Origin of the sequence: Sinorhizobium sp. BJ1, assembly GCF_002531555.1 — a bacterium.
Taxonomy (GTDB): Bacteria; Pseudomonadota; Alphaproteobacteria; order Rhizobiales; family Rhizobiaceae; genus Sinorhizobium; species Sinorhizobium fredii_B.
The window spans coordinates 1-26,798 of record NZ_NWTH01000025.1; the positions used below are offsets into that span (position 1 = coordinate 1).

Consider the following 26,798-nt stretch of genomic DNA (forward strand, 5'->3'; position numbering starts at 1 on the left):
GAACGCGGCCCTCCAGCGTCTTGGCAAGCGTACCGAGACCACCGGACGTGTTGAATGCCTCATAGGTGACGCCGTCGAGCGAAAACTCTTCGCGCTCTTCCATTGCCGGAACCGTGACAAACTTGCCCTCGACGATGGCTTCACACGGTTCGATATATTCGTTGATCAGTCCATCCGTGCTCCAGGTCAGATTGTAGTTCAGAGCGTTCGAGGGATATTGCGGCAAGGCGCCGACGCGCATGCGCACGCTGTCCAGAGTGTCGAAGCGCTTTGCAAGATCATTAGCGACAATCGAGATGAAGCCCGGCGCAAGGCCGCACTGGGGGATGAAGGCGACGTCTGCGCCCTTGGAAAGTTCCTCGACCTTCTTCGTAGTTGCCACATCTTCTGTAAGGTCGAGGTAGTGCACTGAGGCCTTGAGAGCTGCCTCGGCGACCTTGCCGGTCAGGTTGAACGGCGCGGCGGACAGGACGGCGAACTTCCCGCGAAGCAGATCTACGAGAGCCGCGTCGTCAGTGATATCGACAACCTTTCCCGAGATCGCGGGATGCTTGTCGAGCTTGTTGATCTGTGCCTGATCACGATCGGTTACGACTACATTGTAATCGCCAGTTTCGGCCAGCATCAACGCGATGGCGCCGCCGATCTTGCCTGCGCCAATCACCACTACGTCTTTCATTGAAGTCCCCTTCGCTGTGAGATTTGAATATTGACAATTTCAGGCAAGGCGCTGCCGCTTCATAGGGGCACATTGCACTTTATGTCGTTTTGTTTTAAGCAATTCGTCGTATTTTGTTGTCTTAATGCAGGGGCTCCAATGAACGTCACGGAGAAGGATCGGGAACTGCTGGACTTGCTCGGCGAGAATGCACGCGCGCCGGTGGCGAACCTTGCCAAAAAGCTCGGTTTGTCGAGGACGACAGTTCAGGCACGGCTCGATCGCCTGGAGCGCGAAGGGGTTATTGCCGGATATAACGTCAGGCTATCCGACGCGTATCAATCGGGTCTTGCGAAAGCCCATGTCATGATTACGCTCGCACCGAAAGTCCTGGCGCAAGTCTGCGCTTCGCTGCAGGCAATTCAAGGTGTAAAGGCTTTGCATTCCGTGAGCGGCACATTCGATCTGATTGCTATCCTCGAAGCGCCCTCGATTTCGGAGCTCGATCAACTCGTCGATAAGATCGGCATGGTCGACGGTGTTGAGCGAACGCTTTCCTCGATTATCATGTCCACCCGGTTAAGTCGCTGACCGTATATGCCGCAACCAGTACCGTGACACCAATCAGGAATCGAACGACGATCTGTTGCCATCAACGAGGCGTTCGATGACTTGCAAGGGGTGTTCCAGGCTAACGGCGTCAAGCATCTTGACCTGCGACCGGCAGGAATATCCGGTGACCATGAGAACATCGTCTTCTTGTCGCCCCGCGAGTTGGGGCTTCCAGCTCAAAGCGTAAAGCTGTTCCGACAGTTTTCTGTTGCGCGTCTCATGCCCAAACGTGCCCGCCATCCCGCAACAACCTGTCTCCGCAATTGCCAGGTTGATACCCAGTTGCCGGAAAACCGCTTTCCATTGCCCTACGGCGGCCGGCGCATTCGTTCTTTCCGTGCAGTGAAGCATCAGCGTGTAACTAGCGCTTTCATCCGCTATAAGCGCGGGTTTCTCCGCCAGAGCATTTGCCAGCCATTCCTGTGGCAGAGCGACATCCGCCTTCAGGGGAGCGCCGGGCAGCGCTCTGTATTCGCTGCGGAAGGCAAGGGTCATTGATGGGTCGAGACCAACCAGCGCCACGCTGAGATCGGCAAGCCCTTGCAGATAGGCGGAGGTGTCCCTCGCCGCCTTCTCAAAACGAGCCAGAAAGCCATGCACATGCAGCGCCTTGCCGTTGATGTGCGGCGCGGCGAGCATCGGCTCATAGCCCAGCTTGCGCGCAAGTCTGATCGCGGCAAGTGCGACGTCCGGATCGAAATGGGCGGTAAAGACATCCGGTACGAAAACAACCGTCCGGGACAGTTTCTCAGGTGTGAGCCGTGTTAGATCCTCGGCGCACGCAATGGCCACCCCGAGCCGCCTGGCCTCCTTCTGCAATGAAACCGCCGGCAGACGCGGCAGTGCAGTCAGTCCGGTCATCCGCATCAGGGCCTTGCCAGGTGCTGTACCCGCGAAAAGGTTATAGAGCGGCCGGACACGCACCATGAGCGGCAGCATCGTCTCGATGGAGGCGACAAGCGGATCCTTCAGAGGCCGCAGGTAGCGGCCATGATAGATCTCAAGGAACTTGGACCGGAAGGACGGAACGCTCACCTTGACCGGACACTGGCCGGCGCAGGCCTTGCAGGCGAGGCAAGTATCCATCGCCGCTTTGACCTCGTGCGAGAAATCGTCAGCGTTTACCGGGGCCACCGAATTGAAGAAGCGGCGTGGCAGTTGCCATAGACCGGTGGCGTCGCGCGAGCGGTCCACTTCTCTTCGCGGATCGATACCCTTCTCGGCCAGCAGCCGCAGCCATTCTCGCATCAACGCTGCGCGGCCCTTGGGCGACATCCGCCGATCCCCTGTCGCCTTGTAGGAAGGGCACATGGGGCTAGTTTCGTCGAAATCGAAACAGGCGCCATTGCCATTACAATAGGCGGCGTTGTCGAAAGCGGCGCGGATGTCGCTGCCTAGAACCCTGTCGAAATCGCCGCGCAGTGGCACCTCGTCGATCTTCAGCAACGGGCGATCATTTCCGCTGGCGATCTTGCCGGGATTGAGCCGGTTTTCTGGATCGAAGACCCGCTTGATCTCCTGCAGGCATGGATAAAGATCGCCGAAGAACGCTGGCACATATTCGGAGCGGACGCCCTTGCCGTGTTCGCCCCACAAGACGCCACCATATTTGCGCGTCAGCGCGACCACGTCGTCGCTGATCCGGCGCACCAGGGCCGTGTGGTCCGGTCGAATCGGGTCAAGCGCCGGACGGACGTGCAGCACGCCGGCATCGACATGGCCGAACATGCCGTAGGACACGCCTGTGCCGTCGAGAAGGTCACGAAACTCGCGAATATAAGCGGCCAGATGCTCCGGCGGCACTGCGGTATCCTCTACGAACGGCACCGGGCGCACGGCACCCTCCACATTGCCCAAGAGGCCAACGGCGCGCTTGCGCATGGTCCAGATCGCCTCGGCATCGGCATGGCCGCGCGCTACGGAAAACCCCAGGCGGTTTGCGCCAGGCCCTGCCTCGAGCATAGCAGTGACCTCGGCAATCTTGTTCTCGAGCACGCGCGCATCGTCCGCCACCACTTCCACGATATTGATGCCGTTTGCTTCCCGATCGTCATCTGCCGGGAAAAAGCGGCTGATGGCGCTCCAGACGATATCGTCCCTTGCGAGACCGAGCACCTTTTCGTCGACTGTTTCGACCGAAGCGACGCCAAGTGTCACGAGATTGCGGGCATCTTCCAGCGCCGCATTGAAATCGCTGTAGTGAATGTTGATGAGCGCCACTTCGGCGGGAAGCGGCAGGAGATTGAGTTCGGCCTCCGCAATGAGGGCCAGCGTTCCCTCGGATCCGCACAAAACGGCATTGAGATCGAAGAGCCCGTCCTGCCGCCGCACATGTGCCAGATCATAGCCGGTCATGTACCGGTTGAGCTTTGGGAAGACGTCGGCGATCCGCTCCTGCTTTTCCCGCGTGATGCGTTCCACGACCCGATGCACTTCACCGATGCGGTCGTCACGCGCGCATAACTCAGCAAGCTCCGCGTTTTCGAGGGGGCGTGACCAGAAGTCCGAGCCATCCGTCAGCACCACCCGCAAGCCCAGAACATGGTTCGACGTTTTGCCGTAGAGGCAGGAGCCCTGCCCGCAGGCATCGGTCGAAATCATGCCGCCGATCGTCGCGCGGTTGGAGGTGGAAAGCTCCGGCGCGAAGAACAGGCCATAGGCCTTCAGCGCGCGATTCAACTGATCCTTCACGACACCCGCCTCAACGCGCGCCGTACGCCGCACCGGATCGATCTCGAGAATGCGGTTCATGTGCCGCGAACAGTCGATAACGATGCCATCCGTCAGCGATTGACCGTTGGTTCCGGTCCCACCTCCCCGTGGCGCAACGGTCAGATGACGAAAGGCTTCCTCGTCAAGGATACAAGCCGTCAGTTTCAGATCGTCCGCATCCCGTGGAAACAGGATGGCGGCCGGCTCTACCTGGTAGATGGAATTGTCCGTGGCATAGACGGTGCGCGACGAAGCCCGCGTCTCTATTTCCCCCTTGAAGCCTGCTTCGAGGAGCCGTTCAAGGAAGCTCGCATGCAACGGATCGACGGATGTGGGGCGAACAAGACGCGGTATCACGGCGGCTCAGTCTATGACTTCAGCGCCGCGCAGGCCCGTTCGATGCGGTCCAGCGCCTCCACCAGTTCCGCTTCGGAAGTGGCATAGGAAATGCGAAAGAACGGAGAAAGACCGAAGGCGGACCCGGGCACGACAGCCACATGGGCCTCTTCGAGCAGGTAATCTGTGAAATCTGTATCTATCAGCAGCGTCTTACCCTTGGGCGTGACCTTGTTCAGCACCCCCGCGCAGCCCGAAAAGGTATAGAAGGCCCCTTCGGGCGTGCGGCACTGCAAACCGGGGATGGCGTTGAGCCGGCTGACCACCAGATCGCGACGACGCTTGAAGCTTGCCTGGCGGTCCTTCAGGAATTCTTGCGAACCATTGAGCGCGACAACGCTTGCTGCCTGACTGACCGAGCACGGACAGGAGGTGGCCTGGCTCTGGATCACGGCCATGGCCTTGATCAGCGCCTTCGGGCCGCCGGCATATCCGATGCGCCAGCCGGTCATGGCATAGGCCTTAGAAACACCGTTGATCGTCAGCGCCCGCTCCTTCAGGCGCGGCTCCAGTGCCACCGGCGTCACGAACTCAAAGTCGTCATAGACGATATGCTCATACATGTCGTCCACCATCAGCCAGACATGCGGATGGCGCAGAATAACATCGATCAGCGGCCGGTAGTCGGCGGAACTATAGGCAGCGCCGGAGGGGTTAGACGGCGAGTTCAGCAACACCCAGCGGGTGTTCGGGGTGATCGCGCTTTCCAGTTGTTCGGCCTGAAGTCGGAAGCCCGCCTCAGCATCGCACGGCACCAGAACAGATGTCCCGCCGCAGACCTCGACGATATCAGAATAGGAAGTCCAGTAGGGCGTGGGGATGATCACCTCGTCGCCGGGGTCGATCGTCGCCATGAAGGCGTTGAACAGGATCTGCTTGGCGCCCGTACCGACTGTGATTTCATCGACCGCGTAATCCACGCCGTTCTCACGCTTGAACTTGGCGACGATCGCCTTCTTCAAGGCAGGCGAACCATCGAGCGCGGTATATTTCGTTTCTCCGGCATCGATCGCCGCTTTCGCGGCCTGCTTGACATGATCGGGCGTGTCGAAATCCGGTTCTCCCGCGCCGAGAATGATGACGGGCAAGCCTTCGCGTTTCATAGCAGCGGCTTTAGAGCCAATTTGCAGGATTTTCGACACGCCAACGGAGGCGATCCGCGAAGCGGGCCGGAAGCCCGCCTCCTCAACTTTCACTGTGATCGTCATGTGGACCCCGCCTTATTCGATGTCGAAAGAGACGCCCTGCGCGAGCGGCAGAGCCTTCGAATAGTTGATCGTGTTGGTGGCGCGGCGCATATAGGACTTCCACGCATCGGAGCCGGATTCACGGCCGCCACCGGTTTCCTTTTCGCCGCCAAAGGCCCCGCCGATCTCGGCGCCCGACGTGCCGATATTGACGTTGGCGATGCCGCAATCCGAACCGTCGGCCGCCAGGAACCGCTCGGCTTCGCGCATGTCCAGCGTGAAGATCGAGGACGACAGACCGGCGCCGACCGCGTTGTGATCGGCGAGAGCTGCGTCGAAATCGCTGTATTTCATCACGTAGAGGATCGGCGCGAAGGTCTCTTCGAGAACCGGACCGTCATGCGATGGCATTTCCACGAGGGCAGGCTTCACATAATAGGCATTCTCACTACCAGCATCGACCCGCTCGCCGCCATGGACCTGACCGCCATGCGCCTTGGCTTCCGCAAGAGCCTTCTGCATGCCGTCAAAAGCAAGCTTGTCGATCAGCGGGCCAACGAGCGCGCTTCCGTCCAGCGGATTGCCAACCGAAACGCTCGCATAGGCCTTCTTCAGGCGCGGTACGAGTTGGTCATAGACGCTGTCATGGACGAAGAGGCGGCGAAGCGTGGTGCACCGCTGACCGGCCGTGCCCATTGCGCCGAAGGCAATCGCGCGCAATGCCATGTCGAGATCGGCGGAGGGGCAGACGATGCCGCCATTGTTGCCGCCCAGCTCCAGGATTGCCCGGGCAAAACGCTTGGCAAGGCGCGGGCCGACTTCTCGGCCCATCCGCGTGGAGCCCGTTGCCGAAACCAGCGGCACTTTCGGGTGATCGACAAGGACTTCGCCGACCGTGCGATCGCCGATGAGGACTTGAGCAAGGTCCGCTGGCGCATCGCCGAAGCGGTTCAACGCGCGCTCGAGGATAGACTGCGCGGCGAGCGCGGTCAGCGGCGTCTTTTCGGACGGTTTCCAGACGACGCTGTTGCCGCAAACCAGGGCAAGGACGGTATTCCAGGCCCAGACGGCAACGGGAAAATTGAAGGCGGAGATGATGCCGATGACGCCGAGTGGATGCCAGGTTTCCATCATCCGGTGACCTGGGCGCTCGGTGGCGATGGTCAGACCGTATAACTGTCGCGACAGGCCGACCGCGAAATCGCAGATGTCGATCATCTCCTGCACTTCGCCCAGGCCTTCGGACGGGATCTTGCCGGCCTCGATGGAAACGAGACGGCCAAGATCGGCCTTGGCGGCGCGCAGTTCTTCACCGAACAGCCGCACCAGCTCACCGCGCTTGGGGGCGGGCACGAGCCGCCACTCTTTGAAAGCCACATCGGCGCGATCGATAACGGCGACGGCTTCCGCGGCGGAAACCGTCGTCAGGCTGCCGGTCTGCTCACCGGTGACCGGCGAGAAAGAGCTAAGATCCCCGCTCGTATAAGCGGATTTGTCCACGCCGAGGCGGTCAAGAATCGCGGCGGCTTCCGCTTTGAGGGAAAGGTTTGCAGCAACAATGTTCATTTGTGGAAACTCCAGAAAAGGATGGGGCCAGTCGGTCACTCGGCGGCGGGACGCTTTTGCAGCCCGTTAAGGCAGGCTTCGAGCGATGCCTTTTCGATGCTCGCGTAGTGATCGAACTCGTTCAGGACCTGGGCGCCGAGATCGGTCTCGAACCGCTTCTGGTTCGGGCTCGCCTCGAATTCCTGCTGCGCGCCGTCACCCAGATTGGACTGGAAGATGCCGGCGGCACTGACAGGCAGAAAGTCTTCATAGACAATCGGATCGAAGCAGATGATGCCTTCGGCGATCAGCGTATCGAGATCGAACGACGCCGGCGCCGCACGCTCCGCCTTTCCCGTCAGCGCATAGGTGAAGTAGCCGAGCCCTTGGCAACGGATCGACGCCCAATCATCCGGGAAAGCCTTGAACGTCTCGGCAAGCGCGGTCTCATAGGCAGCGGCATTGGAGCCATCGGCGGCCGGACGCACGATCTTGCGCGTGTGGTCGAGCAGCTTATCGTACAGGGCGCGGCCTTTCGGGGTCAAAGCGACACCGCGCTGCTCGATCTCGCCGAAGCGCGCCGTATGGGTGCCAGCGTGCCAGCCTCCCTTGCCGTCCTGAAAGGAGACCGCTTCTTCCAAAGCTTTGAACGAGGTCTGGCGCAGCAGGATCGGGCATTTGCGGGTGGGCGGACCTTCGACCACGGCCTTAGGCGCAATGCCATATTCCGGCATCAGGGTCTGCACCTTGTCGATGTCCAGGGTGCGGGGCGTCAGGTGGTTGATGTGCGGCCCCTTGAACGAAACGACATCGGCGATCAGCCGATGGGCGTCATGCAGGCGATGATACATTGACAGTTCGACATTGGCCTTGTCGTGCCAGCGGAACGTCTCCAACACTTCCGACACGAAGCGGGTCGCGTCTTCCTCGCTGAGTCCCCCTTCCCTCTCCGCCTTTTCCGTCATGGCAACGGCGCCAGGCGTGAAGATCTGGCGCTCGGCAAGAATGGCCTGTGCCTCTTGCCGCAGGATCTCGTCCGCGATCAGGTCGAGGCGAAGCAGCGACGTGAACACGCGGAAGGGATTGCGCTTCAACGCCTCCTCGCCAACTGGGCGGAAAGCCGTCGAGTGTACCGGGACGGCTGCGGTCGACAGGTCGTAATAGCCGACCGGGTACATCCCCATCACAGCGAAGACGCGGCGCATCATTGCAAGCTCCGCTGCGGTACCGAGCCGAATGGCTCCGTGCCGCTCCTCCGAAAGGCGCGACAGGTTGTCTGTCGCTTCGAGGCGGGATTTCAGCTCGGGATCGCTGGCCAGCGCTTCTTCGTTCACGCGAGCCACCAGTTCCATGAGCGTGCCGTAGGCCGGAACTTCATCGCGATACATTGCGGACATGGCACTCGAAAACGAAGCGCGGATGTCGCTTGCGGAAACTTTCTCGGTCATTGTGGAAATTCCTGTCGTTCGTGCATATCATTCACTACATTCACCATAACCCGGTTTTTTCGAATTGTGTTGTGAGGATTTCTGTTAAATTGATGAGGGTTTGGAATAGATATGCGCCGCGCTTTGATTCCTGACATCGTTAATTTGCAGGCGTTTGAATGCGCCGCGCGCTACGAAAATTTTTCCAGAGCTGCCGAAGAGCTCAATCTAACTCAGGGAGCTATCAGCAGGCAGATCGCTGATCTGGAGCAGCAAACAGGGCTGAGACTATTCGAACGCGTGAAGCGTCGGGTCGTTCTTTCCGATGCGGGGCAGAAGCTGCTGCCTGAAGTCAGACAATTGTTGGCGCAGTCGGAGCGCTTGATGATCGGAGCCGTAGCGGCCGGGACCATGAGTTCGTCTCTGCGGATCGCCACGTTGCCGACATTCGGGGCCAAGTGGCTGGTTCCGAAGCTCGGGAGATTCATCGCCGATCATCCGGACGTTGCGATATCCGTTGAGTCACGTTCGAGCTCTTTCAGCTTTGCCGAAGAAAGCTTCGATCTCGCCATTCATTTCGGACAGCCGACTTGGGCTGGCGCGACTGCTGTGTTTTTATGCCACGAGACGGTTCTGCCCGTTGCAAGTCCGTCCCTATTAAACCGCGGGAGGGATACCGGCGGCGATCTGTTTGAAAACGTGCCGCTGCTACACCTGACTACTCGGCCGAAGCTTTGGTCTGACTGGTCTACCCACCATGGCAAGCTAGTTCCCCATGCATATCAGGGACTTAGATTCGACCAGTTCTCGATGCTAACGTCGGCTGCGGTTGCGGGGCTTGGTGTTGCCCTTTTGCCAACGTATTTGATCGAGGAGGAGCTGGGATTGGGGACGCTGAGACCGTTCCTTAATCAGCCAATGTCGACGGATAACGCTTATTACATAGTTCGTCCTGAAAACAAGAGTACCCAGACAGTTGCGGGCGACTTTCAGGAATGGCTGCTTCGAGAGGTGAAAAGCTCCACCTAAGAAGCGCGACGCGAGCCCACTGCCCGGGCGCGACTAAAGCAATCGAACTTGCCGGACCAATCATATCGACAGTGAATAAATCGCTACATACCCAATATTTGACACCCCCCGGCAGCGGGAGAATGATCGGGAAAAGACACTGATCGGGGAACTTTGGCCGCTGCGGTGCCGCCCCATTAAGAAGCAAGGAAGAGGACATGACTTTTAGGGTGGCTGTCGGCGGCATCGAGCATGAAACGAACACATATCGCATGAAGGATGCGGATCTCTCGGATTTTTGCATTGTGCGTGGAGACGAACTTCTCTCCGAGCACGCAGGAGTGCGCACTTACCTTGGCGGAATGCTGGATGCTGCCGCCACCCATAAAGCGACCGTGATCCCCACGCTTCATGCGAAAGCCGAACCGGCAGGCGTAATTTCCGCGGCGGCTTACGATGAAATTGTGGTCGAACTCCTGGATCGGCTCAAGATGGCATTACCGGTGGACGCCGTCGGCTTGTCTCTCCATGGCGCAGGCATAGCGCGCGGCAGGGAAAATATCGAAGTCGATATTTGCCGACGTATCCGGGAGCTCGTAGGACCGAATGTCAGGATCGTGATTACGCTCGACCTTCATGGGAATCTTTCTCCAGAACTTTTCGATCTGGTCGATGTTGCATTCGGAACGCAAAATGCCCCGCACACGGATATGTTCGAGCGCGGTCGGGACGCGGTGGCGCTCGTTCCACAACTCATCGACGGCAGCGTCGTGCCCAAGCTGCACCTCGAACGACTACCCCTTCTCCTGCCCCCTGTTACGACGATGAATGGCATGACGGCGGAGATCAATCGGATCTGTCGTTCGATGGAAGAAGACAGCGATATCATCGCATGCACGTTCTTTCATGGCTTCCCATATGCCGACACCCCGTTCGGCGGAGCTTCCGTTCTCGGGATCGCCAACGGCAGCGCTGCCAAGGCACGAGAAGCGGCGCAGACCGTGACCCGGGCGATCTGGGACGCACGCATGGACATTCCAGCAAAGGCTTTCACGCCCCAGGAGGCTGTCGAACGCGCCCTTCAAGAGACGGTGAAGCCAGTCGCGGTGCTCGACGGAGCGGATAACACCGGCGGCGGTTGCCCCGGCGACGGCACATACGTGCTGCGGGCGATCTTGCAGGCAAAGCCCGTAGATTCATGCTTTGGCGTCATCTGCGATCCGGAAGTGGTCGAACAGGCCCACCGGGCTGGGCCGGGATCAGAAATCGAAATCCTTCTGGGAGGGAAATCGGACGATCTCCATGGCGACCCCGTATCGGCGGACGCATATGTGAAACTGCTTACCGACGGACAGTTCGTCCGCAGATCCCCGGCGGGCGAAGGAACGGTCGAGAATGTCGGCCGAACAGCAAGGTTGCAGATCGACGGGGTGGACGTTATCGTTGTCTCGAAGCGATACCAGCCGTTCGATCCGGAAATATTCGTGCTCCACGGCATCGACGTGCGCAGGCTTTCGATACTCGGCCTCAAGTCGACCAATCATTGGCGCGCAGGCTTTCAAGGCGTCCTCAAGAGTGATTTCCTGGCGGACAGTCCCGGCCTGATGACTCAGGACCTTTCCCGCTTCGCTCACGAGCGCGTACCCCGCCCGATTTGGCCTTTGGACAAGGAGACGACGTATTAAACACGCTGTTTGAAGGCACCTTTCCTCAGAGGTCTTTCAATTTCTCGACGACTTCGTTCGCAACGTTACGCATCACGTTAACGAACAGGTCGGCGTGGGCAGACCTCAGCCCCTTCGCCGGCCTCCATAAGTTCAGATGATAGGGCACTCGCACGCTAAACCGACGCAATGCAACGCCTTTTCCCGCATAATGTGAAGCGGTCAAGGGATTCACGATGGACACCCCCACCCCAGAGGCAACCATCGAGCAAACACCTGTAGCCGTCGTCGTCTCTACGCAGTACCGTCGTGAAACACCTTCGGCTTCAAAGATCTGGTCGATCTTCCTGCGGTACGGATCCTCTTGGGTAAAATACACGAAGTCAGCTCCCTGAAAATCTTTGGGCTCCAGTACACTTCTTGACGTCAGAGGATGTTTGCTAGGGAGAACGCATACGACCTCCCCAAGGTTGATTGTTTCCGCGCTTGCCTCGTCGGTTTCGAAACTTCCTTCGGTCAGACCTATGTCAAACATTTGCGTCGTAAGATCGTGTCGCAGCACGACTTCCTCAAGTGAATGTATCGAGAGATGAACCCGCGACCGGGTTTTGAGGAACCGCTCCGCCACCAAAGGGAGGAAAGCCTCGGCATATGCTGGGAGGCTTGCAATTCTCAATTGCGCTGCGTTGTGCTGCTTGATCGCCAGCGCCACCCGACTGATTTCCTGCATGCCTACAAAAGAGCGGCTTACGGCAGAATGGAGTAGTAGCGCCTGGTTTGTCGGCGAAAGGCGTTTTCCAAATCGATTGAAGAGTTCGAACCCGATGTAGTTTTCAAGCTCTCGCAACTCCCTGCTCACCGTCGGCTGGGAAGTCCCCAAGGTATCCGCAGCCGCAGTCATACTCTTGTAGATCATCACAGCATTAAAAATCTCGATCTGCCGCTGGCTTAGCCGCATGGCACCCTCCCCTTATATCGAAATTGAATTAGAGTCGCCCCACTTAGTATTTCGTCGCAGTTTTGTCATCTGCAAAGATCAGCGAAGGCAATGGCTATTTTTGCGGGACCCAGATGACACTCCCAACCACACATAACCGCGCAGGGCGGGCGACGGCCTTGAACCTCGGCGGCTTTTCCTATGAGAACGGCGAGCTCTTCGTCGAAGCCCTGTCGGTCTCTAAGATCGCAGACGCGGTCCCAACTCCCTTTTATTGTTACAGCGCTTCCTCGATCCGCAACGCCTACAACTTGCTGAGGCAGAAACTCGCCTCATCTCGAACTTCGATCTGCTTCGCCGTCAAAGCGAACAGCAATATTTCTGTACTGCGACTGCTCTCAGAATTGGGGTCCGGTATGGACATCGTTTCAGGTGGGGAGTTGGAGAGGGCGCTGGCCGCTGGAGTAGAGCCATCAAAGATCGTGTTTTCCGGTGTCGGCAAGACCCGAGCGGAGATCTCTCGTGCTCTGGAGGTCGGCATCCATCAGATCAATGTAGAATCGCCAGCCGAGCTCGATGCGATCAGCGATACTGCTCGTTCTCTCGGTCGCCGAGCGCCGATCGTCTTCCGGGTCAATCCAGATGTCGACGCGAGAACCCATGCGAAAATAAGCACTGGGAAGAAGGGTGACAAATTCGGTATCGCGATGGATGAGATCCCCGGACTTTATGCGAAGGCCGTGGCTTCGCCCGAACTCGATGTGGCAGGTCTCGCCGTGCACATAGGATCACAGCTCCTGGACCTTGCCCCGTATCGTGCAGCATATGAGCGGCTTGCGTCGCTGACAACGAAGCTACGATCCCACGGTCACCAGGTACGCCGGCTCGACCTAGGGGGTGGACTGGGAATCTCGTACCACTTCGGTGCGGGCCCCGACCTTACTGAATATGCCAAGATCATCGAGGAGACGTTTGCTGACCTCAACTGCGAACTCACCGTCGAGCCTGGACGCTGGCTTGTTGGGCCGGCCGGAATACTCGTAAGCGAAGTGCTGTATGTGAAGAACACCGGCAATATGGCAACAGCAATCGTCGACGCCGCCATGAACGATCTCATGCGACCCTCGTTATACGGCGCTGTCCATCCGGTGCTTCCGGTGCGCAATGTCAACAAAGATGACTCCTCCGCGTACCAATTGGTCGGTCCGGTTTGCGAAACTTCAGACGTTTTCGGGACCTACGACGCTCTGCCTCAACTTCGCTCGGGAGATCGGGTCGCCTTCGGGTGTGCCGGAGCCTACGGCGCGTCGATGGCTTCGACCTATAATTCCCGAGATCTGATTGCCGAAGTCCTGATCGATGGCGACCATTTTCGGATAATTCGGCGTCGGCAAACCATCGGGGATCTTCTCGCCCTCGAGGCGGCGACGCCTTGGCAGGCGCTGCGCTCCTGCCCTGAAGCGAAGACTGCACTATAAGGCGATCGCGACATGAACCATATTAAATTTCTTACGCAAGCACCTTCCGCTGATGCTCCCACGCTTTGGCCCTTCGTGAAGATGCATGGTTTGCAGAACTACTTTGTAATTATCGACAGACGTGAAGACACGAAGTCTTTTGACGTCGACGACATCGTAAGAATCTGCAGCACGAACATTGGCGCTGGTGGCGAACAACTGCTCACAATCGAACGACCTTCCGATGAGGGTCGGAAGGCCGGCGCCTACGCCCTGATGCGGATCTTCAACATCGATGGCAAGGAAGTCGGGGCGTGTGGAAATGCCACACGCTGCATGGCCTACCTGTTGCTCGAGGAAACGGGCACTGAAGAGGTCCTGATCGAGACCGAGTCCGGGGTACTGGAATGCCGCAAAGCCGGTCATCGGCAGATCAGCGTCAAACTGGGGCCGATCAGCCTGGACTGGCGGCAAGTTCCGGTTAGCCGCGAGATCGATACGCGCCATCTGCCTTTGACAAGCGGGACCTTGTCCGATGGCGTCGCACTGAACATCGGCAATCCGCATGCTGTATTTTTTGTCAACGAATTCGTCATCGACGACATTCCGGCCTACGCCCCAGCGGTACAGAACGATCCGCTTTTCCCGGAAAGCGTCAACGTTGGCGTGGCGCAGATCGTGGATTCGCAAACCATTCGTCTGGCGGTTTGGGAGCGTCCCGGCATTCTGACTAAAGCGTGCGGGACCGGCGCCTGCGTCGCCGCCTACGCCGCGAAGATGCGCGGCCTCGTAAGTTCTTCCAGGGTCACGGTGCACCTTCCCGCGGGCCAACTTCAGATCGAGCTTGTTGAAAACGACATGGTGATCATGACCGGCCCTGTCGCTTTCTGCTGCCACGGTTTCATTGAAGGGAACAATCCCGATCCGTCCGCGCTGGCCACGGCATAGGCCACTGGTCCGTTTGTTCAAACAAGAAAAAGGGGAATAAGATGACGATCAGAATAATCAGCCTGATGCTTGGCATTGCAGCAATGGCCTTGACCAATATCTCCACAGCCCATGCTGAAGACATCCCGGAGAACCTGAAGGGATCCGGGGAAGTCATTGTCGCAGTCGACGGTGGAAGTTACGAGGCAGCGCTCAGAAAGGCGTTCTTCGACCCGTTCACCAAGGATACAGGGATCAGGATCGTGGTCGTTCCCTCCAATCCCGGAAAGCTGCTTGCATCGGTGAAAGTCGGTCAGCCCGACGCGGATCTGACGTCCGTGTCCGGCGGCGAATTCCCCGGCTGGGTGTCGAAGGACGTCGTCGAGGCGATGGACTACAGCTTCTTCGCGAAAGAAACGCTGGCGGCGATGCCCGAGCAACTCGTGGACAAAAACGGCGTCGGAGCCCTGCTCTATTCCGCCGTCATCGCGTTCAACACCAACAAATTCACTGCCGATGGGAAGTATCCTGACACCTGGGTCGATTTCTACAATGTAAAGGACTTCCCGGGCAAGCGAGCGCTGCCGAAGTGTGAACGCATTCTTGCGGGCGGCCTCCTGGCAGGTGCTCTGCTCGGAGACGGCGTGATACCAGCGCAGCTCTATCCTCTCGACGTCGATCGTGGCTTCGCGAAAATCAAGCAATTCATGCCCAATGTGGGGCGCTGGTGGTCCGGCGGAGCAGAAGCTCCGCAAAGCCTCATCTCCGGAGACGCAGATATGGCGGTTTCCTTCAACGGCCGGATTGCCACCGCCAAGCAGGAAGGTGCACCCATCGCTTTCACCTGGAACCAGTCGCTTCTTCAGTATGATTACTGGGTTATGATGAAAGGCTCGCCAAACAAAGAAAATGCAAGCAAGTTCTTGGCCTATATCTCGCGGCCTGTCCCTCAGTCGCAGTTCGCACTGGCTATGCAATACGGGCCTGTCAACAAAGAAGCGTTCGGTCTTCTTCCGAAGGAAATCGCTGCGGATCTCCCCGGTGCGCCGGAAATCGCCGACAAGCAAATCTTCGAGAACTACAAATGGTGGGCTGAGAAGCGTCCCGATGGCCGGACAAACTACGACGACGCGATGAGCCGTTGTGTAGAGATGCTATCACAATAAAAGGCGAAGCGTCGGGAACCGCGAGTGCTGCGACAATGAAGATAACCGCATCATCGAACAGCGTTGCTTATGGAGAGCCTGGCATTTTCCGAGGTTACTTCTCCTTCGCCGCCCCTAGTCTTTCAGGATACACATGGCCTCTGTGCGAGATCCGTGGCGATCGTGATGGGCCGAGGCTTTGTATCTCGGCAGGGGTTCATGTGAATGAGGTCGCTGCTATCGAGGCTGCTGTTCGTCTTCAGAAGCTGTTCGATCCCCAAAGGATTCGGGGGTCGGTTTCGATTATCCCGCTTGTGAACCAGCCCGCACTGTACAAATACAGCGAATATGTCTGTCCCCTCGATGAGAAAAACATCAATTTCTCGTTCCCAGGCGACCCCAACGGCTCGTTTTCCGAGATCCTCTGTGACGCGATAATGAACGAGTGGTGCTTGGGTGCGGACTGCTACGTCGACATGCACGGTGGTGATCTTCGAGAAAATGTTTCCAAGTTCACCATCTTCCAACGCGCGGACGACCCGGCCCTGGACGAACGCGCAAGACGGATGGCGATGTGCTTCGACGCCGAGCTTGTCGTCGGTCTTCCCGCTGCACACATGTCCAAGCCAGGCCGCCCGCCGACGGCGTTCGCCACAAGGAGCAGGCTCGCCATTATGTCGGAGGCCGGCGCGAACGGAATAGTTGACGAGGCATCGGTACAATTCCACGTCGATGGCATCCTTAATGTCGCACGGACACTTGGAATACTCGACACAACCTTTACCGAGTTTGGTCGGGCACGGGTTCCTTGCGACGACTATATCTGGGTGGCGTGCCCCACAGATGGAGAGTTCCACTCCGAGGTGGAGCCTGGCGATCGGATTCTTAAGGGCCAACGGCTCGGGACCATCCGAGATCTGTTTGGCGAAACCGTTGCGGAGATTGCCGCCCAGGAAACAGGATTCTTACTGTGGCGGATCACGCATCCGTCCATTCCAAAGGGATCACCAGTGCTGGCGATCGCTGTAGAAGAACGAGCAGTTCACAGAAGCCCGGGAGACATCCTAACACCCTGAATTTCAGACAACATTCAGGCTGTGGCTCGAGTCCGACGTTCGAACAGAAACCAGAGTGACTTCAACAAAAAGGGGAATAAAGATGAAAACCACAACGATTACTCACTCAATCACCGCGGCAGTATTGCTTGGCACTTTGTCCATGCCTGCCCAGGCTGACGAAGTCCCTTCAAATCTGAAAGGCTCCGGTGAGGTCGTCATTACGTCTGGCGGCGGCACTTGGGAAGCGGCGCAGAAGAAGGCTTTCTTCGATCCTTTCACACGTGATACCGGGATCAAAGTGGTCCTAGTACCTGAAGACCACGCTAAACTGCTGGCGTCCGTCAAGCTTGGTCAGCCTGAAGCCGACCTTACATCCGTTCCCGGCGGCGCACTCGCAGGCTTCGTTGAAAAGGGCGCCGTCGAAAAGATTGACTACAGTCTGTTCGCAAAGGAAACCCTCGCGGAAATGCCGGAGCAGATGAAGAACGAAAACGGTGTTGGCGCACTACTCTATTCTGTGGGGGTCGCCTACAACACCATGAAGTTTCCGGAAGGCCAGGAACCAAAAAGCTGGGTTGACTTCTACGACGTCAAAAAATTCCCCGGCGCGCGAAGCCTGCCCAAATGCGAAAAGCTCGTCGACGGCGGTTTGCTTGAAGGTGCACTCATGGGCGACGGCGTTCCAGCGGACAAGGTCTATCCCATCGACATGGACCGAGCATTCGCCAAAGTGGCGGAACTGAAACCCCATGTCGGTCGCTGGTGGGTCGCTGGTGCAGATGCTCCTCAGAGTCTGATCAGTGGCGAAGTTGATATGGCCGATGCCTACAATGGCCGGATCTTCGGCGCCAAGAAAGAAGGTGCGCCTTTGGCATTTTCCTGGGATCAATCCTTACTTCAGTACGACTTCTGGGTCGTATTGAAGGGTTCCCCCAATAAGGAGAATGCCGAGAAATTTCTGGCCTACATTTCTCGCCCGAAACCACAGGCTGCTTTTGCCGAAGCCATCTCCTACGGCCCGGTCAACGAAAACGCTTTCAGCCTCGTACCGAAGGAACTGCTTGATATTCTTCCGGGATCTCCCGCCATCGCAAAGAAGCAGGTCTACCAGGACTACAAATGGTGGAACGCCAAGAACGCCGATGGACGCACGAACTGGGATGTCGCACTCGAGCGTTGCGTGGCCCTCCTATCGCAGTGAGGCGGCGTGCGACGCGCCATCTCATAACGAAAAATTCGATACACGCTGCTCGTCGTTGACGAGCAGCGAAGGAGCGAGCCATCATGGACGTGGCAACTTTAAATCCCGTCGCTTCGGCGTCGGACGGACTGGCCGAAAGACAACCGATGAAACGATCAGGCGGAAAATTGAAGATGGGTAGCGTTATCTCAGCTACTCCACTTCTCGTCTTGCTGATCGGATTCCTTGTCATTCCATTGTCCTACATCTTCTGGGGAAGTTTCGAAGGTACAAAGCTGAACTTCGCGCACTACAGTCGCGTGTTCTCCAGCGCCGCGAACTTGAATATACTCATTCATACACTTCGCGTGGGTCTGATTGTTACCCTGGTTTCGATTGTGCTGGGCTACCCGGTAGCCTATCTTCTGACGAAGGTTCGATCGCTCTCTTTGTCCATTCTGAGCGTCTTCATTCTGATCCCTCTCTTTACCGCCTTTTTGATCCGGACGTATGCCTGGATGATCATTTTGGGGCGTGAAGGGATCATCAATAATGCTCTGATTTGGTTTGGCGTAATCAGCGCGCCTCTTCAGCTTCTGAACACCACCTTCGCGGTCGTGGTCGGGATGACGCACGTCTTCGTGCCGATGGCAATCTTCACGATGTATTCGGCGATGGCCCGTATCGACCACAATTATGCGCACGCAGCACAGATCCTTGGCGCAAAGCCCGTCCAAGCCTTCCTTCGCGTGTATCTGCCGATGACGTTGCCGGGCGTATTCTCGGCAGGTATCCTGATTTTCATCACCGCTATCGGATTCTACATCACGCCAGCTCTGCTCGGTGGACCAAGTGACACGATGATTTCACAACTCATCGTAGACCAGATGACGACGCTTCTGAACTTCGAACTCGGATATGCTTCGTCCATGGTGCTGCTTTTCGTCACGATCGTAATCCTCTTCGTCGCGAGCTTGTTCATTCCTCTCGAAATGATCTGGTCTTCGGCGACGAGTTCGTCCGATAGCGAGCCTCGTGCCGCGGCGCGCCTGCTTAACCGCGTAAAGCGGATGCTTGGCCCGCTCGTGGATGTTGTTGAGGGCGGGACCCATGCGGTCACACGACCTTTGCTCACGAAAACTGGAGGCTGGCTTTGGGCTTACACGGTCGCGATCCTAGTGTTCCTCACGGCGCCTTTGGTCGTCGTGGTAATTCTCTCCTTCAGTTCTTCGCCATTCGTGGTGTTTCCTCCGCCAGGCTTCTCGCTGCAATGGTGGCAGAAGCTGGCGAATGCTGCAGACTGGCACCAGTCATTCTTCTTCTCGATTCAACTCGGGATCGCCGCGGCCTTCGTCGCTACGATCATTGGAACCATGGGCGCTTTCTGGCTCGTGCGCACGAAATTCCTGTTCAAGAAGATGCTCTTCCTGGTCTCTCTGTCTCCACTTATGGTCCCGGTCGTCATCATCGCGACATCTCTCTATGTGTTCGAGGCGCGTCTGAAGATCCTCGGGACCTTCGCCGGACTGGTGATCGGACACGTGTTGCTGTCCGTGCCCTACGTCATCGTGGTCATGGCCGCCGCGTTGAGGAATTTCGACGCCTCCCTTGAACCGGCTGCGGCAGTCCATGGCGCTCGGCCGCTCCAGGTGCTTCGCCTCATCACGCTTCCAATCTTGAAGCCGGCACTTGTCACCGCGGGCCTGCTGGCGTTCCTCACATCGTTTGACGAACTTCTTGTCGGCCTCTTCCTTCTGGGGCGTCAGACTCCGACGCTGCCGATCAAATTCTGGGCCGACATCAAGTATCAGATCGATCCGCTTCTCAGCGCAGCATCCACTCTCATCGTCGTGCTTGTTACGGCATCGATAATCACAGTCCAACTGATCCGCGTACGTCACGAAAAGCGCACTGCGGCCAGTGCGGCCGAATGATCGGAGACAGATATGTCCACCAGCCTTGAAATGAGAAACATTCAGAAGTTCTATGGCCCTCTGCATGTGGTAAAAGACTTCGATCTCCACATCCAACCCGGGGAGTTCGTTACGTTCCTGGGACCATCGGGCTCTGGCAAAACCACCGCCCTCAAGATGATCGCCGGGTTCGAAACGCCAACATCAGGCGACATCTTCCTGGACACCCGGTCGATCGTCGATCTTCCCGCCTATGAGCGCGGAATCGGCATGGTCTTCCAGAACTACGCGCTCTTCCCACACATGACGGTGGCGGAAAACGTGGCGTTTCCCTTGACGGTCCGGAAGGCACCTCGCAAGGAAACAGAGGAGAAGGTGGCGAGAGCGCTGCATCTGGTAAAGATGGATCAGTACAGCAGTCGCTACCCAAACCAACTATCCGGTGGGCAGCAGCAACGCATCGCCTTGGCACGTGCAATTGTGTTCAATCCCAGCATTCTCCTTATGGACGAGCCGCTGGGGGCTCTCGATCGAAATCTCCGAGAGCACATGAAGATTGAAATCATGCGCATCCAAAAAGAGCTGAACATGACGGTGGTCTTCGTTACGCACGACCAAGACGAGGCACTTACAATGTCTGATCGGATCGCCGTCATCAACGAAGGACGGCTTGTTCAAGTGGCCGACAGCAGAACCTTGTATGGCAGGCCGAAGGACCGTTTCGTCGCATCGTTCATTGGCGAATCGAACATTATTCCATGCAGCGTTGAACGTTCTGAAAATGGGATCGGGAGATTGCTTATGGCTGGAAAGTTCTTCGGAGCAGCACGGTTGTCCGGACAATCGAGCGGCAAGGAGGGATGGCTTTTTGTTCGCCCGGAACATGTTGAGATCGGTATGGGACCGGTCCTGGCCGATGCTCCGAATTCATTCGAGGGCGTCGTGGAAAATGTGCTGTTTCTTGGCGAGATGACGAGGTATCTGGTTCGCTGTGGGACAGAAATAATCACTGTAAAGCGCCAGAACAGAGGCCAAGCTCAGTTCTCGAATGGCGCCGCAGTCACGGTCTCTTGGAAGGCAGAGGACTGCACTGTGCTCCACTAATATGGTTTGTGGCGATGTTCGAAAGGACGTGGTACCGACGGACTCTAGAGTAAAGCGACCACCCACTCTCATACCGAGAGCGACAGTCGTCTAAAAGAGCTTCCAGCCAGGATGGCGAGAAAGCCAGTCGTTACGAGGCGGCCGATGTGAACTCCGAATCTGCGTCTGTTCCGCGACGCGATCCAAACCAAGAGTTTGTTTGGGGTTGCTCTCCGTTTGCCTCGGTCGACGGCAACTGCATAAAGTGCCAACCTGTCGCGCGCGTCATTGCCCCAAAGGACATTGCGCCACAGTCTGCGCTTGCCGCAACTCCTCGTGCCGAGGGTAGCCGCGTGGGTGGCACTTACCGGCGCGGTAGTCCACTGGAGCTGATACAGGAGCTCTCCAATTTAGTTTATGGAGGCTTTTGAAAAGCGATTTGGGCCAACACGTCATCGTCATTGGTTGCGGCATCATCGGTGCCTGCACTGCTCACGCTCTTCTGGAAGATGGGTGGCGCGTAACTTTGGTCGAACCCGGTGTGCCTGGCGGTGTTCAGGCGGCGAGCTTTGGCAATGGTGCCTTCATCAGTCCCGCATCAATCGTGCCGATGTCGACGCCGGGTCTCTGGAAGAGGGTTCCGGCTTACTTGTTATCGTCTGAAAGTCCTTTCACGATAAGATGGAGCTATCTGCCTCGTCTCTTCCCTTGGCTCTTCAGATTTATTTTGACAGGGAGTACGGTTCGCAAGGTCGAGCAGACCGCAAGGTCGCTGAACTTGCTGCTGAAGGACTGCGTGCTTCACCATCAGGCGCTAGCGAAAAGATGCGGGTGCGAGCACTTTATCCGCAAGGACGGTTTGCTCTATGCGTATCCTTCCAGGCACGCTTTTGAATCGGACACTCTGGCGTGGCGCCTTCGCCGGGAGAATGGCGTTAAGTGGCGCGAACTGGAGGGCGAAGACTTGCGTAGCCTTGAGCCCGCGCTCGACAGCCGGTACCTGTTTGCAGCTCTCGTCGAAGATGGCGGCAACTGCACCGACCCTGGCGGCTACGTCTCGTCCTTAGCGGCTTCAGCCGTCGCGTTTGGAGCGAACTTGGTCAAAGCTCGAGCGATTGGTTTCAATTTTTCCGAAAGTGCGTTGAAGTCGGTGAGGACAGACAAGGGCGATTTGCTCTGTGACAAGGCAGTCGTCGCGGCGGGAGTATATTCACCCCCCCTGGCTTCAACCGCTGGCGATACGGTTCCACTCGAGAGCGAGCGAGGCTACCATGTGGAAATCGAAGTGCCAGGGTCAACGCCAAAAATTCCAATCATGCCAAGTGATGGACGAATGGCGAACTGCGTTGTTTCGGGCAACCTGCGGGCTGCTGGGCAGGTTGAGCTTGCGAGCCTAGAAGCCGGGCCGAACTGGAGAAGAGCGGACCTCCTTCTAAGGCAGTTAATTGAAACCTATCCGACGGTCGGCCTAGCCCGCAAGGACCTAAAAATTAAACGATGGATGGGGCATAGGCCCTCCACCCCAGATGGTTTGCCTGTGATCGGATTTAGCTCGACCTCCAGGGACATAGTCTATGCCTTTGGTCATGGACATATTGGCCTGGCTGCCGGACCTCGTACCGCGAAGGCTGTTTCGGATCTCCTCGTCGGCAGACGTTCAGACCTTGATGTGGTCTCCTTCAGCGCAGCTCGTTTTAAGCGAGAGCGGTTCTACTGTCTCCGTCGATGGAGAAAGGCGAATTGATGATATACATGCCCACCATTCTCATCACCGGGGCAGCGAGCGGAATTGGAGCCGCAACGGCGCGTCGATTGGCCGCTCCAGGCGTCCAGCTATTGCTACACACAGGAAGCAATATGGAAGCGCTCCATGGCATCGCAAATGAAGTGAGATCTAAAGGCGCGGAAGTGGCCGCGGAGATCGGGGACCTCGCGGTGCCGTCTACCGCCGACATGCTCGTTCACGCGGCGAAGGAGAGGTTCGGAAAACTCGATCAAATCGTATCCAATGCCGGCAAGGCACAACAATCAAGCTTTGAATGCCTTTCGGAGGAAGATCTGCAGCGAGCCTTTTCCATTATGCCGATCGCGTTTTTCCGTTTGATTAAGGCTGCCTTGCCTTTGTTACGCCGATCAAATCAGGCGCGCGTTGTTGCTGTGAGTTCATTCGTTGCTCACGCGTTCGGCACGAACGGGCTGTATTTTCCCGGAACCAGCGCGGCTAAGGCAGCACTAGAGGCTCTAGCCAAGTCTGTTGCTTCTCAGATCGCACCGGAGGGCATCACCGTAAACTGCGTCGCTCCAGGGTTCGTCAGGAAGGATGCAACAGCCCACAACGCGACCTCAGCAGGAGCAATGGAGCGCGCACGGGAAATTACCCCTAACAGAAGACTTGGAGAGCCGGACGACATTGCCGATCTCATAGCATATCTGCTATCGCCGCCCGCCAAACATATCACAGGGCAAACAATCCATGTTGATGGCGGCTTGCTTTTGCCCTAGCGCTTCCTAGCGCGGTGCTTACGCATGTTTAGGTTCAGCCTTTTTTTCAAGGACACCTATCGGCTTGATGTTGACCTCGCTTCCATTCATCAGCCCGCGGGGCCACCGAATAAGGATGAGCAGGAAGAGGAAGGATAGACCAAACTCTCGCAAGCCGGCGACCGATGGGAGGTGAACGAGACCAAGATCCAGACCTGGTTCGATGCGACGCAGAAGCTCTAGAATGGCAGTAACCAGAAATGTCCCGACGATTGCTCCAGATAGCGTGCCTATTCCACCGATGACCAACATGCCAAGCAAGATACCCGTGGTGGAGAAGTAGAAGAAATTTGGGCTGAGAGAACCTACGAAATGGGCATATTGCGCGCCTCCAATGCCGACAATGAAGGCGGAAAAATAGTATGCGATCCGCTGACCTTTCTCAACGTCCAATCCGACTGCGGCAGCCGCCAAAGGGTCCTGCCGTGCGCTTCTGATCTTAAAGCCAACCCTCGAGGTTTGAAATGCCCATACCGCCAGGATCGCCAGAACCGCTGTGACCGCACTGGTTCCAAGCGTAACTGAACGAACGACGCCCGGAAGCAGGCCTGAGGCTCCCGTCACTCCATCCGAGTTTCGCAGTACCGATTGAATGATCATCAATACCAGAAGCGTTGCAATGCTGACGTTCAACTTGGACAACCTCATAAAAGTTCGTCCCGTAAATGCGGCAACGGCTAGAGCCGCACACCCCCCTACCAGGGCGGCTGCGTAACTCGGCAGCGTAATGTCTTTTAGCACCTCCGGAAGATTGGCGAGAAATATCATCTTGCGGTTCGGGCTCATGCTAAGAATTGCCGATGTATAAGCACCTATCGCCATGAATCCAACGTGGCCGAACGACATGATACCTGTCATCCCAATAAAGGCATGCATGCCGACAACTACCGTAAGATAGATGAGCCCGATCGTGACAGGCAGGCGAAGATCTTCCATAGTTTGTCCGACAGCGAAGGCGGCCGCGATCATCAACAAACCAAAAAACGGAATCGAAAGCTTGTGGTTCATAACATCCTCCCCCTGATCAGGCTTCTCGAGGGCCATACTTTTTGTTGGAAAACAGGCCTTGGGGACGAAACACAAGGACGCCGATGACGAGCAAATAAACCAACACATCCCTGAAAGGCTTGATACTGCTCGGTAGAACGGTTTGCAGCACCGACATGACAAGACCGATCAGGAAGCCGGCCAAAACACTCCCCCATAGGCTGCCTCTGCCGCCAATGATTGTGGCCACAAATCCAACAATTACGACACTTAGTCCCATCTGCGGGTGCACCGACCCACTACGAGCGACGACAGCTAGTGCGACGAAGCCGGCCAGAAGACCGCTCAAGGCGAAAGCTACAGCCACTACCCGGTTTGCCTTTATGCCCATGAGACGAGCCGTTCTGACATCCTCGGCTGCCGCACGCATGCTGAGTCCGATCTTGGTACCCTGCAAAAGGGCCACAGTGATGCCAAGTAGCAGGCTGGAAATCACGATCGTGAAAACATCGAGTTTCATGACCCTCAAATCACCGACAGAAAAGTAACCGCCGAAAACGCCGCTTAGGTCAACCGAACGAGGTTCGGCTCCTAGAAAAACAATCGCCGCGTTCTGCAAAAAGAAGCTGAGGGCTAATGAGGTAATCAGCATCGTCGAGTCGTCAGCGTTCCTCACTGGCCTGAAAGCAAGAAACTCCATAAGTAGAGCGAGAACCAGGGGCACAATCAAAGCAGCGGCGGCGGCGCCCCAAAAGCCAAATGTGCTCCCGAAAACGATCCCAAATGCAGAGGCCATTATCAGCTCGCCATGGCCGAAATTTATAAGTCTCATAATGCCAAGGATGAGAGCCACGCCCAATGCCACGAGGGAGAACAAGCTGCCTAGTCCAACTGCGTCAACCGCATATTGCAAGAGTGTGGACATCTTAATTTGCTTCCCCGCTGAAATAGGCTGACTCGAGTATTTCGGGTTTACTCTTGAGCTCACTTGCTGGATGTTCCGCTACGATCGAACCCTGCTTCATGATTATCGCCCAATCAGCCACCTCGAGAGCTCGCTCTGCAAACTGCTCCACCAGCACGATCGTCATCCCGAGTTCCTTCAGGTCGGATATGGTTTGATAGACGCGGTCCATCATCACCGGCGAAAGACCAAGCGAGGGCTCGTCCAGCAACAATACCCTTGGCCGAGCCATTAGTGCGCGGCCGATTGCGAGCTGTTGCTGCTCCCCCCCGGAGAGAAGGTCCGCTTTATACGCTCGGTACTTGAAAAGAACGGGAAAGCGCTTGTACATTTCTGCCAAGTCGCTTTGCACTCCGCTCTTGTCATTACGGGAGGCAGCACCGACGCGAAGATTTTCTTCCACCGTCAACGTTTTGAAGATATTCCTGCCTTCCGGCACGAGCGACACGCCTTTACGTGCTATTTCATCTGCGGCACAGCCGGTGATGATGTCACCGTCCAGCGCGCATGTTCCAGATCGGGTGGAGACCTGGCCCGCGATCGAACTCAGCAGGGAAGACTTGCCGGCGCCATTGCTGCCGAGGACAGCAACTGTTGCAGTGGAGGAGACGTTAAGAGTTACGGAACGTACTGCACGTGTCGCCCCGTACTCTACACAAACTTCCTTGAGCTCAAGCATATTTCGCATGTGCGCCTCCCAAATAGGCAGCGATCACCTTCGGGTTCTGCAAAACATCCGTGGGCGAGCCTTCTGCGATCGTCACGCCTTGGTCAAGAACGTGAAGACGCTGTGCAGTCTGGCGCACAAACGTGATATCGTGCTCTATTATAAGCAAACCGAGCTCGTATTTTTGCTGGAGGATCTTGATGCAGCTTGCCAATTCAGCGGACTCTTCTGAATTCAAGCCGGCGACCGGTTCATCTAGAAGAAGATATCCAAGCTTACCTGCCACCGCTCTTGCCAGCGCGAGTCTTCTGGCATCACCGTATGGCAGCGCATTCGCTAGAAGATGAGACTTTCCCGCCAAGCCTACGATCTGCAGCAGCTCACGTGTTTCTCGCGATGCAACTTCATTCGTCGAGCCCGCAGCAACGGACGCGACGAGCACATTTTCTGTGACCGTAAACTCTGGGAAAAGGCGGACCGCCTGAAAGGTACGGCCGATGCCAAGTTGTGCTTTCCGATGAGGTTTGAGGTCTGTTACGGCTCTTCCATTCAGTAATATCTCGCCTGCGGTCGGCGTTACGAAACCACTTATCACGTTTACAAGCGTTGTCTTCCCCGCACCATTCGCGCCAATCAAACCGAGGGTCTCTCCGCGAGCGAAGGACAGGCTTACGTCTGACACCGCCTTTATCCCTCCAAATGCAACAGTAATTCCATTCGCGGAGAGCAT

22 protein-coding genes are annotated in these 26,798 nt (G+C 57.1%); 12 read left to right on the plus strand and 10 right to left on the minus strand.

Annotated elements, in window-relative coordinates; genetic code table 11:
• On the minus strand, nucleotides 1-679 hold a 679-nt coding region (locus CO676_RS25100), incomplete at its 3' end, for a saccharopine dehydrogenase NADP-binding domain-containing protein (protein ID WP_179875639.1).
• A gap of 138 nt (nucleotides 680-817) precedes the next feature.
• Here CO676_RS25100 and CO676_RS25105 point away from each other — a divergent pair.
• Nucleotides 818-1,249 (plus strand): Lrp/AsnC family transcriptional regulator, encoded by a 432-nt coding sequence (locus CO676_RS25105; RefSeq protein ID WP_097523065.1) that lies wholly within the window; start codon nucleotides 818-820, stop codon nucleotides 1,247-1,249.
• Nucleotides 1,250-1,282: 33 nt separating this feature from the next.
• On the opposite strand, the gene CO676_RS25110 is transcribed toward CO676_RS25105, so the two are convergent.
• From CO676_RS25110 to CO676_RS25125, 4 genes are read right to left on the minus strand one after another with little or no spacing between them, the layout of a single operon-like run.
• Nucleotides 1,283-4,339, minus strand: a complete 3,057-nt coding sequence (locus CO676_RS25110) for an FAD-binding and (Fe-S)-binding domain-containing protein (RefSeq protein ID WP_097523066.1) — start codon at nucleotides 4,337-4,339, stop codon at nucleotides 1,283-1,285.
• Nucleotides 4,340-4,350: 11 nt separating this feature from the next.
• The gene (locus CO676_RS25115; protein ID WP_097523067.1) at nucleotides 4,351-5,586 is read right to left on the minus strand and encodes a pyridoxal phosphate-dependent aminotransferase; all 1,236 of its coding nucleotides are present in this window, start codon (nucleotides 5,584-5,586) and stop codon (nucleotides 4,351-4,353) included.
• A gap of 12 nt (nucleotides 5,587-5,598) precedes the next feature.
• Entirely contained in the window at nucleotides 5,599-7,131 is a 1,533-nt protein-coding gene (locus CO676_RS25120) for an aldehyde dehydrogenase family protein (protein ID WP_097523068.1), read from the minus strand.
• Between the two features lie 35 nt (nucleotides 7,132-7,166).
• Nucleotides 7,167-8,558: a VOC family protein gene (locus tag CO676_RS25125; protein ID WP_097523069.1), complete on the minus strand. Its 1,392-nt coding sequence runs from the start codon at nucleotides 8,556-8,558 to the stop codon at nucleotides 7,167-7,169.
• A 105-nt stretch (nucleotides 8,559-8,663) separates the two neighbouring features.
• Here CO676_RS25125 and CO676_RS25130 point away from each other — a divergent pair, with 105 nt between their 5' ends.
• Nucleotides 8,664-9,566 carry a LysR substrate-binding domain-containing protein gene (locus tag CO676_RS25130; RefSeq protein WP_179875647.1) on the plus strand — a complete coding sequence of 301 codons (903 nt, stop codon included), beginning with the start codon at nucleotides 8,664-8,666 and terminating at the stop codon, nucleotides 9,564-9,566.
• A 197-nt stretch (nucleotides 9,567-9,763) separates the two neighbouring features.
• Nucleotides 9,764-11,230: a M81 family metallopeptidase gene (locus CO676_RS25135; protein WP_097523071.1), complete on the plus strand. Its 1,467-nt coding sequence runs from the start codon at nucleotides 9,764-9,766 to the stop codon at nucleotides 11,228-11,230.
• Between the two features lie 25 nt (nucleotides 11,231-11,255).
• Here CO676_RS25135 and CO676_RS25140 read toward each other — a convergent pair whose 3' ends face one another.
• A complete protein-coding gene (locus tag CO676_RS25140; protein WP_097523072.1) occupies nucleotides 11,256-12,167 on the minus strand; it encodes a LysR family transcriptional regulator in 912 nt (303 codons plus the stop codon).
• A 158-nt stretch (nucleotides 12,168-12,325) separates the two neighbouring features.
• Between CO676_RS25140 and lysA the strand changes: the two genes are divergently transcribed.
• The 9 genes from lysA to CO676_RS25185 all read left to right on the plus strand — a co-directional run bounded on the left by lysA (nucleotide 12,326) and on the right by CO676_RS25185 (nucleotide 23,411).
• Nucleotides 12,326-13,624: a diaminopimelate decarboxylase gene (gene lysA / locus CO676_RS25145; RefSeq protein WP_245424446.1), complete on the plus strand. Its 1,299-nt coding sequence runs from the start codon at nucleotides 12,326-12,328 to the stop codon at nucleotides 13,622-13,624.
• Between the two features lie 12 nt (nucleotides 13,625-13,636).
• Complete coding sequence (gene dapF / locus CO676_RS25150) at nucleotides 13,637-14,551, plus strand: diaminopimelate epimerase (protein WP_097523074.1); 915 nt, start codon at nucleotides 13,637-13,639, stop codon at nucleotides 14,549-14,551.
• Nucleotides 14,552-14,592: 41 nt separating this feature from the next.
• Nucleotides 14,593-15,696, plus strand: coding sequence for an ABC transporter substrate-binding protein (locus CO676_RS25155; RefSeq protein ID WP_097523075.1), 1,104 nt, complete (start codon nucleotides 14,593-14,595; stop codon nucleotides 15,694-15,696).
• 35 nt (nucleotides 15,697-15,731) lie between these two features.
• Nucleotides 15,732-16,751 carry a succinylglutamate desuccinylase/aspartoacylase family protein gene (locus CO676_RS25160; protein WP_097523076.1) on the plus strand — a complete coding sequence of 340 codons (1,020 nt, stop codon included), beginning with the start codon at nucleotides 15,732-15,734 and terminating at the stop codon, nucleotides 16,749-16,751.
• Between the two features lie 82 nt (nucleotides 16,752-16,833).
• The gene (locus CO676_RS25165) at nucleotides 16,834-17,934 is read left to right on the plus strand and encodes an ABC transporter substrate-binding protein (protein ID WP_097523077.1); all 1,101 of its coding nucleotides are present in this window, start codon (nucleotides 16,834-16,836) and stop codon (nucleotides 17,932-17,934) included.
• 83 nt (nucleotides 17,935-18,017) lie between these two features.
• Nucleotides 18,018-19,847: an ABC transporter permease subunit gene (locus tag CO676_RS25170; RefSeq protein WP_097523078.1), complete on the plus strand. Its 1,830-nt coding sequence runs from the start codon at nucleotides 18,018-18,020 to the stop codon at nucleotides 19,845-19,847.
• A gap of 12 nt (nucleotides 19,848-19,859) precedes the next feature.
• Nucleotides 19,860-20,930 carry an ABC transporter ATP-binding protein gene (locus CO676_RS25175; protein ID WP_097523079.1) on the plus strand — a complete coding sequence of 357 codons (1,071 nt, stop codon included), beginning with the start codon at nucleotides 19,860-19,862 and terminating at the stop codon, nucleotides 20,928-20,930.
• Nucleotides 20,931-21,336: 406 nt separating this feature from the next.
• A complete protein-coding gene (locus CO676_RS25180) occupies nucleotides 21,337-22,653 on the plus strand; it encodes an FAD-binding oxidoreductase (RefSeq protein WP_097523080.1) in 1,317 nt (438 codons plus the stop codon).
• Nucleotides 22,653-23,411 (plus strand): SDR family oxidoreductase, encoded by a 759-nt coding sequence (locus CO676_RS25185; RefSeq protein ID WP_097523081.1) that lies wholly within the window; start codon nucleotides 22,653-22,655, stop codon nucleotides 23,409-23,411. The genes CO676_RS25180 and CO676_RS25185 overlap by 1 nt, the downstream gene beginning before the upstream one ends.
• 18 nt (nucleotides 23,412-23,429) lie before the next feature.
• On the opposite strand, the gene CO676_RS25190 is transcribed toward CO676_RS25185, so the two are convergent.
• From CO676_RS25190 to CO676_RS25205, 4 genes are read right to left on the minus strand one after another with little or no spacing between them, the layout of a single operon-like run.
• Nucleotides 23,430-24,458, minus strand: coding sequence for a branched-chain amino acid ABC transporter permease (locus CO676_RS25190; RefSeq protein ID WP_179875640.1), 1,029 nt, complete (start codon nucleotides 24,456-24,458; stop codon nucleotides 23,430-23,432).
• Between the two features lie 16 nt (nucleotides 24,459-24,474).
• Nucleotides 24,475-25,362 carry a branched-chain amino acid ABC transporter permease gene (locus CO676_RS25195; RefSeq protein WP_097523083.1) on the minus strand — a complete coding sequence of 296 codons (888 nt, stop codon included), beginning with the start codon at nucleotides 25,360-25,362 and terminating at the stop codon, nucleotides 24,475-24,477.
• Between the two features lies 1 nt (nucleotide 25,363).
• Complete coding sequence (locus CO676_RS25200; RefSeq protein WP_097523084.1) at nucleotides 25,364-26,089, minus strand: ABC transporter ATP-binding protein; 726 nt, start codon at nucleotides 26,087-26,089, stop codon at nucleotides 25,364-25,366.
• On the minus strand, nucleotides 26,073-26,798 hold the full coding sequence (locus CO676_RS25205) for an ABC transporter ATP-binding protein (RefSeq protein WP_097523143.1): 726 nt from the start codon (nucleotides 26,796-26,798) through the stop codon (nucleotides 26,073-26,075). Before CO676_RS25205 ends, CO676_RS25200 begins: the two co-directional genes overlap by 17 nt.

What these genes read in the sequence shown, in the direction of transcription:
- CO676_RS25160 (WP_097523076.1), top strand. Translation starts at nt 15,732, where the DNA reads ATGAAGATAACCGCATCATCGAACAGCGTTGCTTATGGAGAGCCTGGC.
- dapF (WP_097523074.1), top strand. Translation starts at nt 13,637, where the DNA reads ATGAACCATATTAAATTTCTTACGCAAGCACCTTCCGCTGATGCTCCC.
- CO676_RS25140 (WP_097523072.1), bottom strand. Translation starts at nt 12,167, where the DNA reads ATGCGGCTAAGCCAGCGGCAGATCGAGATTTTTAATGCTGTGATGATC.
- CO676_RS25200 (WP_097523084.1), bottom strand. Translation starts at nt 26,089, where the DNA reads ATGCGAAATATGCTTGAGCTCAAGGAAGTTTGTGTAGAGTACGGGGCG.
- CO676_RS25165 (WP_097523077.1), top strand. Translation starts at nt 16,834, where the DNA reads ATGAAAACCACAACGATTACTCACTCAATCACCGCGGCAGTATTGCTT.
- CO676_RS25105 (WP_097523065.1), top strand. Translation starts at nt 818, where the DNA reads ATGAACGTCACGGAGAAGGATCGGGAACTGCTGGACTTGCTCGGCGAG.
- CO676_RS25175 (WP_097523079.1), top strand. Translation starts at nt 19,860, where the DNA reads ATGTCCACCAGCCTTGAAATGAGAAACATTCAGAAGTTCTATGGCCCT.
- CO676_RS25125 (WP_097523069.1), bottom strand. Translation starts at nt 8,558, where the DNA reads ATGACCGAGAAAGTTTCCGCAAGCGACATCCGCGCTTCGTTTTCGAGT.
- CO676_RS25155 (WP_097523075.1), top strand. Translation starts at nt 14,593, where the DNA reads ATGACGATCAGAATAATCAGCCTGATGCTTGGCATTGCAGCAATGGCC.
- CO676_RS25185 (WP_097523081.1), top strand. Translation starts at nt 22,653, where the DNA reads ATGATATACATGCCCACCATTCTCATCACCGGGGCAGCGAGCGGAATT.
- CO676_RS25190 (WP_179875640.1), bottom strand. Translation starts at nt 24,458, where the DNA reads ATGAACCACAAGCTTTCGATTCCGTTTTTTGGTTTGTTGATGATCGCG.
- CO676_RS25115 (WP_097523067.1), bottom strand. Translation starts at nt 5,586, where the DNA reads ATGACGATCACAGTGAAAGTTGAGGAGGCGGGCTTCCGGCCCGCTTCG.
- CO676_RS25205 (WP_097523143.1), bottom strand. Translation starts at nt 26,798, where the DNA reads ATGCTCTCCGCGAATGGAATTACTGTTGCATTTGGAGGGATAAAGGCG.
- CO676_RS25170 (WP_097523078.1), top strand. Translation starts at nt 18,018, where the DNA reads ATGGACGTGGCAACTTTAAATCCCGTCGCTTCGGCGTCGGACGGACTG.
- CO676_RS25120 (WP_097523068.1), bottom strand. Translation starts at nt 7,131, where the DNA reads ATGAACATTGTTGCTGCAAACCTTTCCCTCAAAGCGGAAGCCGCCGCG.
- CO676_RS25135 (WP_097523071.1), top strand. Translation starts at nt 9,764, where the DNA reads ATGACTTTTAGGGTGGCTGTCGGCGGCATCGAGCATGAAACGAACACA.
- CO676_RS25195 (WP_097523083.1), bottom strand. Translation starts at nt 25,362, where the DNA reads ATGTCCACACTCTTGCAATATGCGGTTGACGCAGTTGGACTAGGCAGC.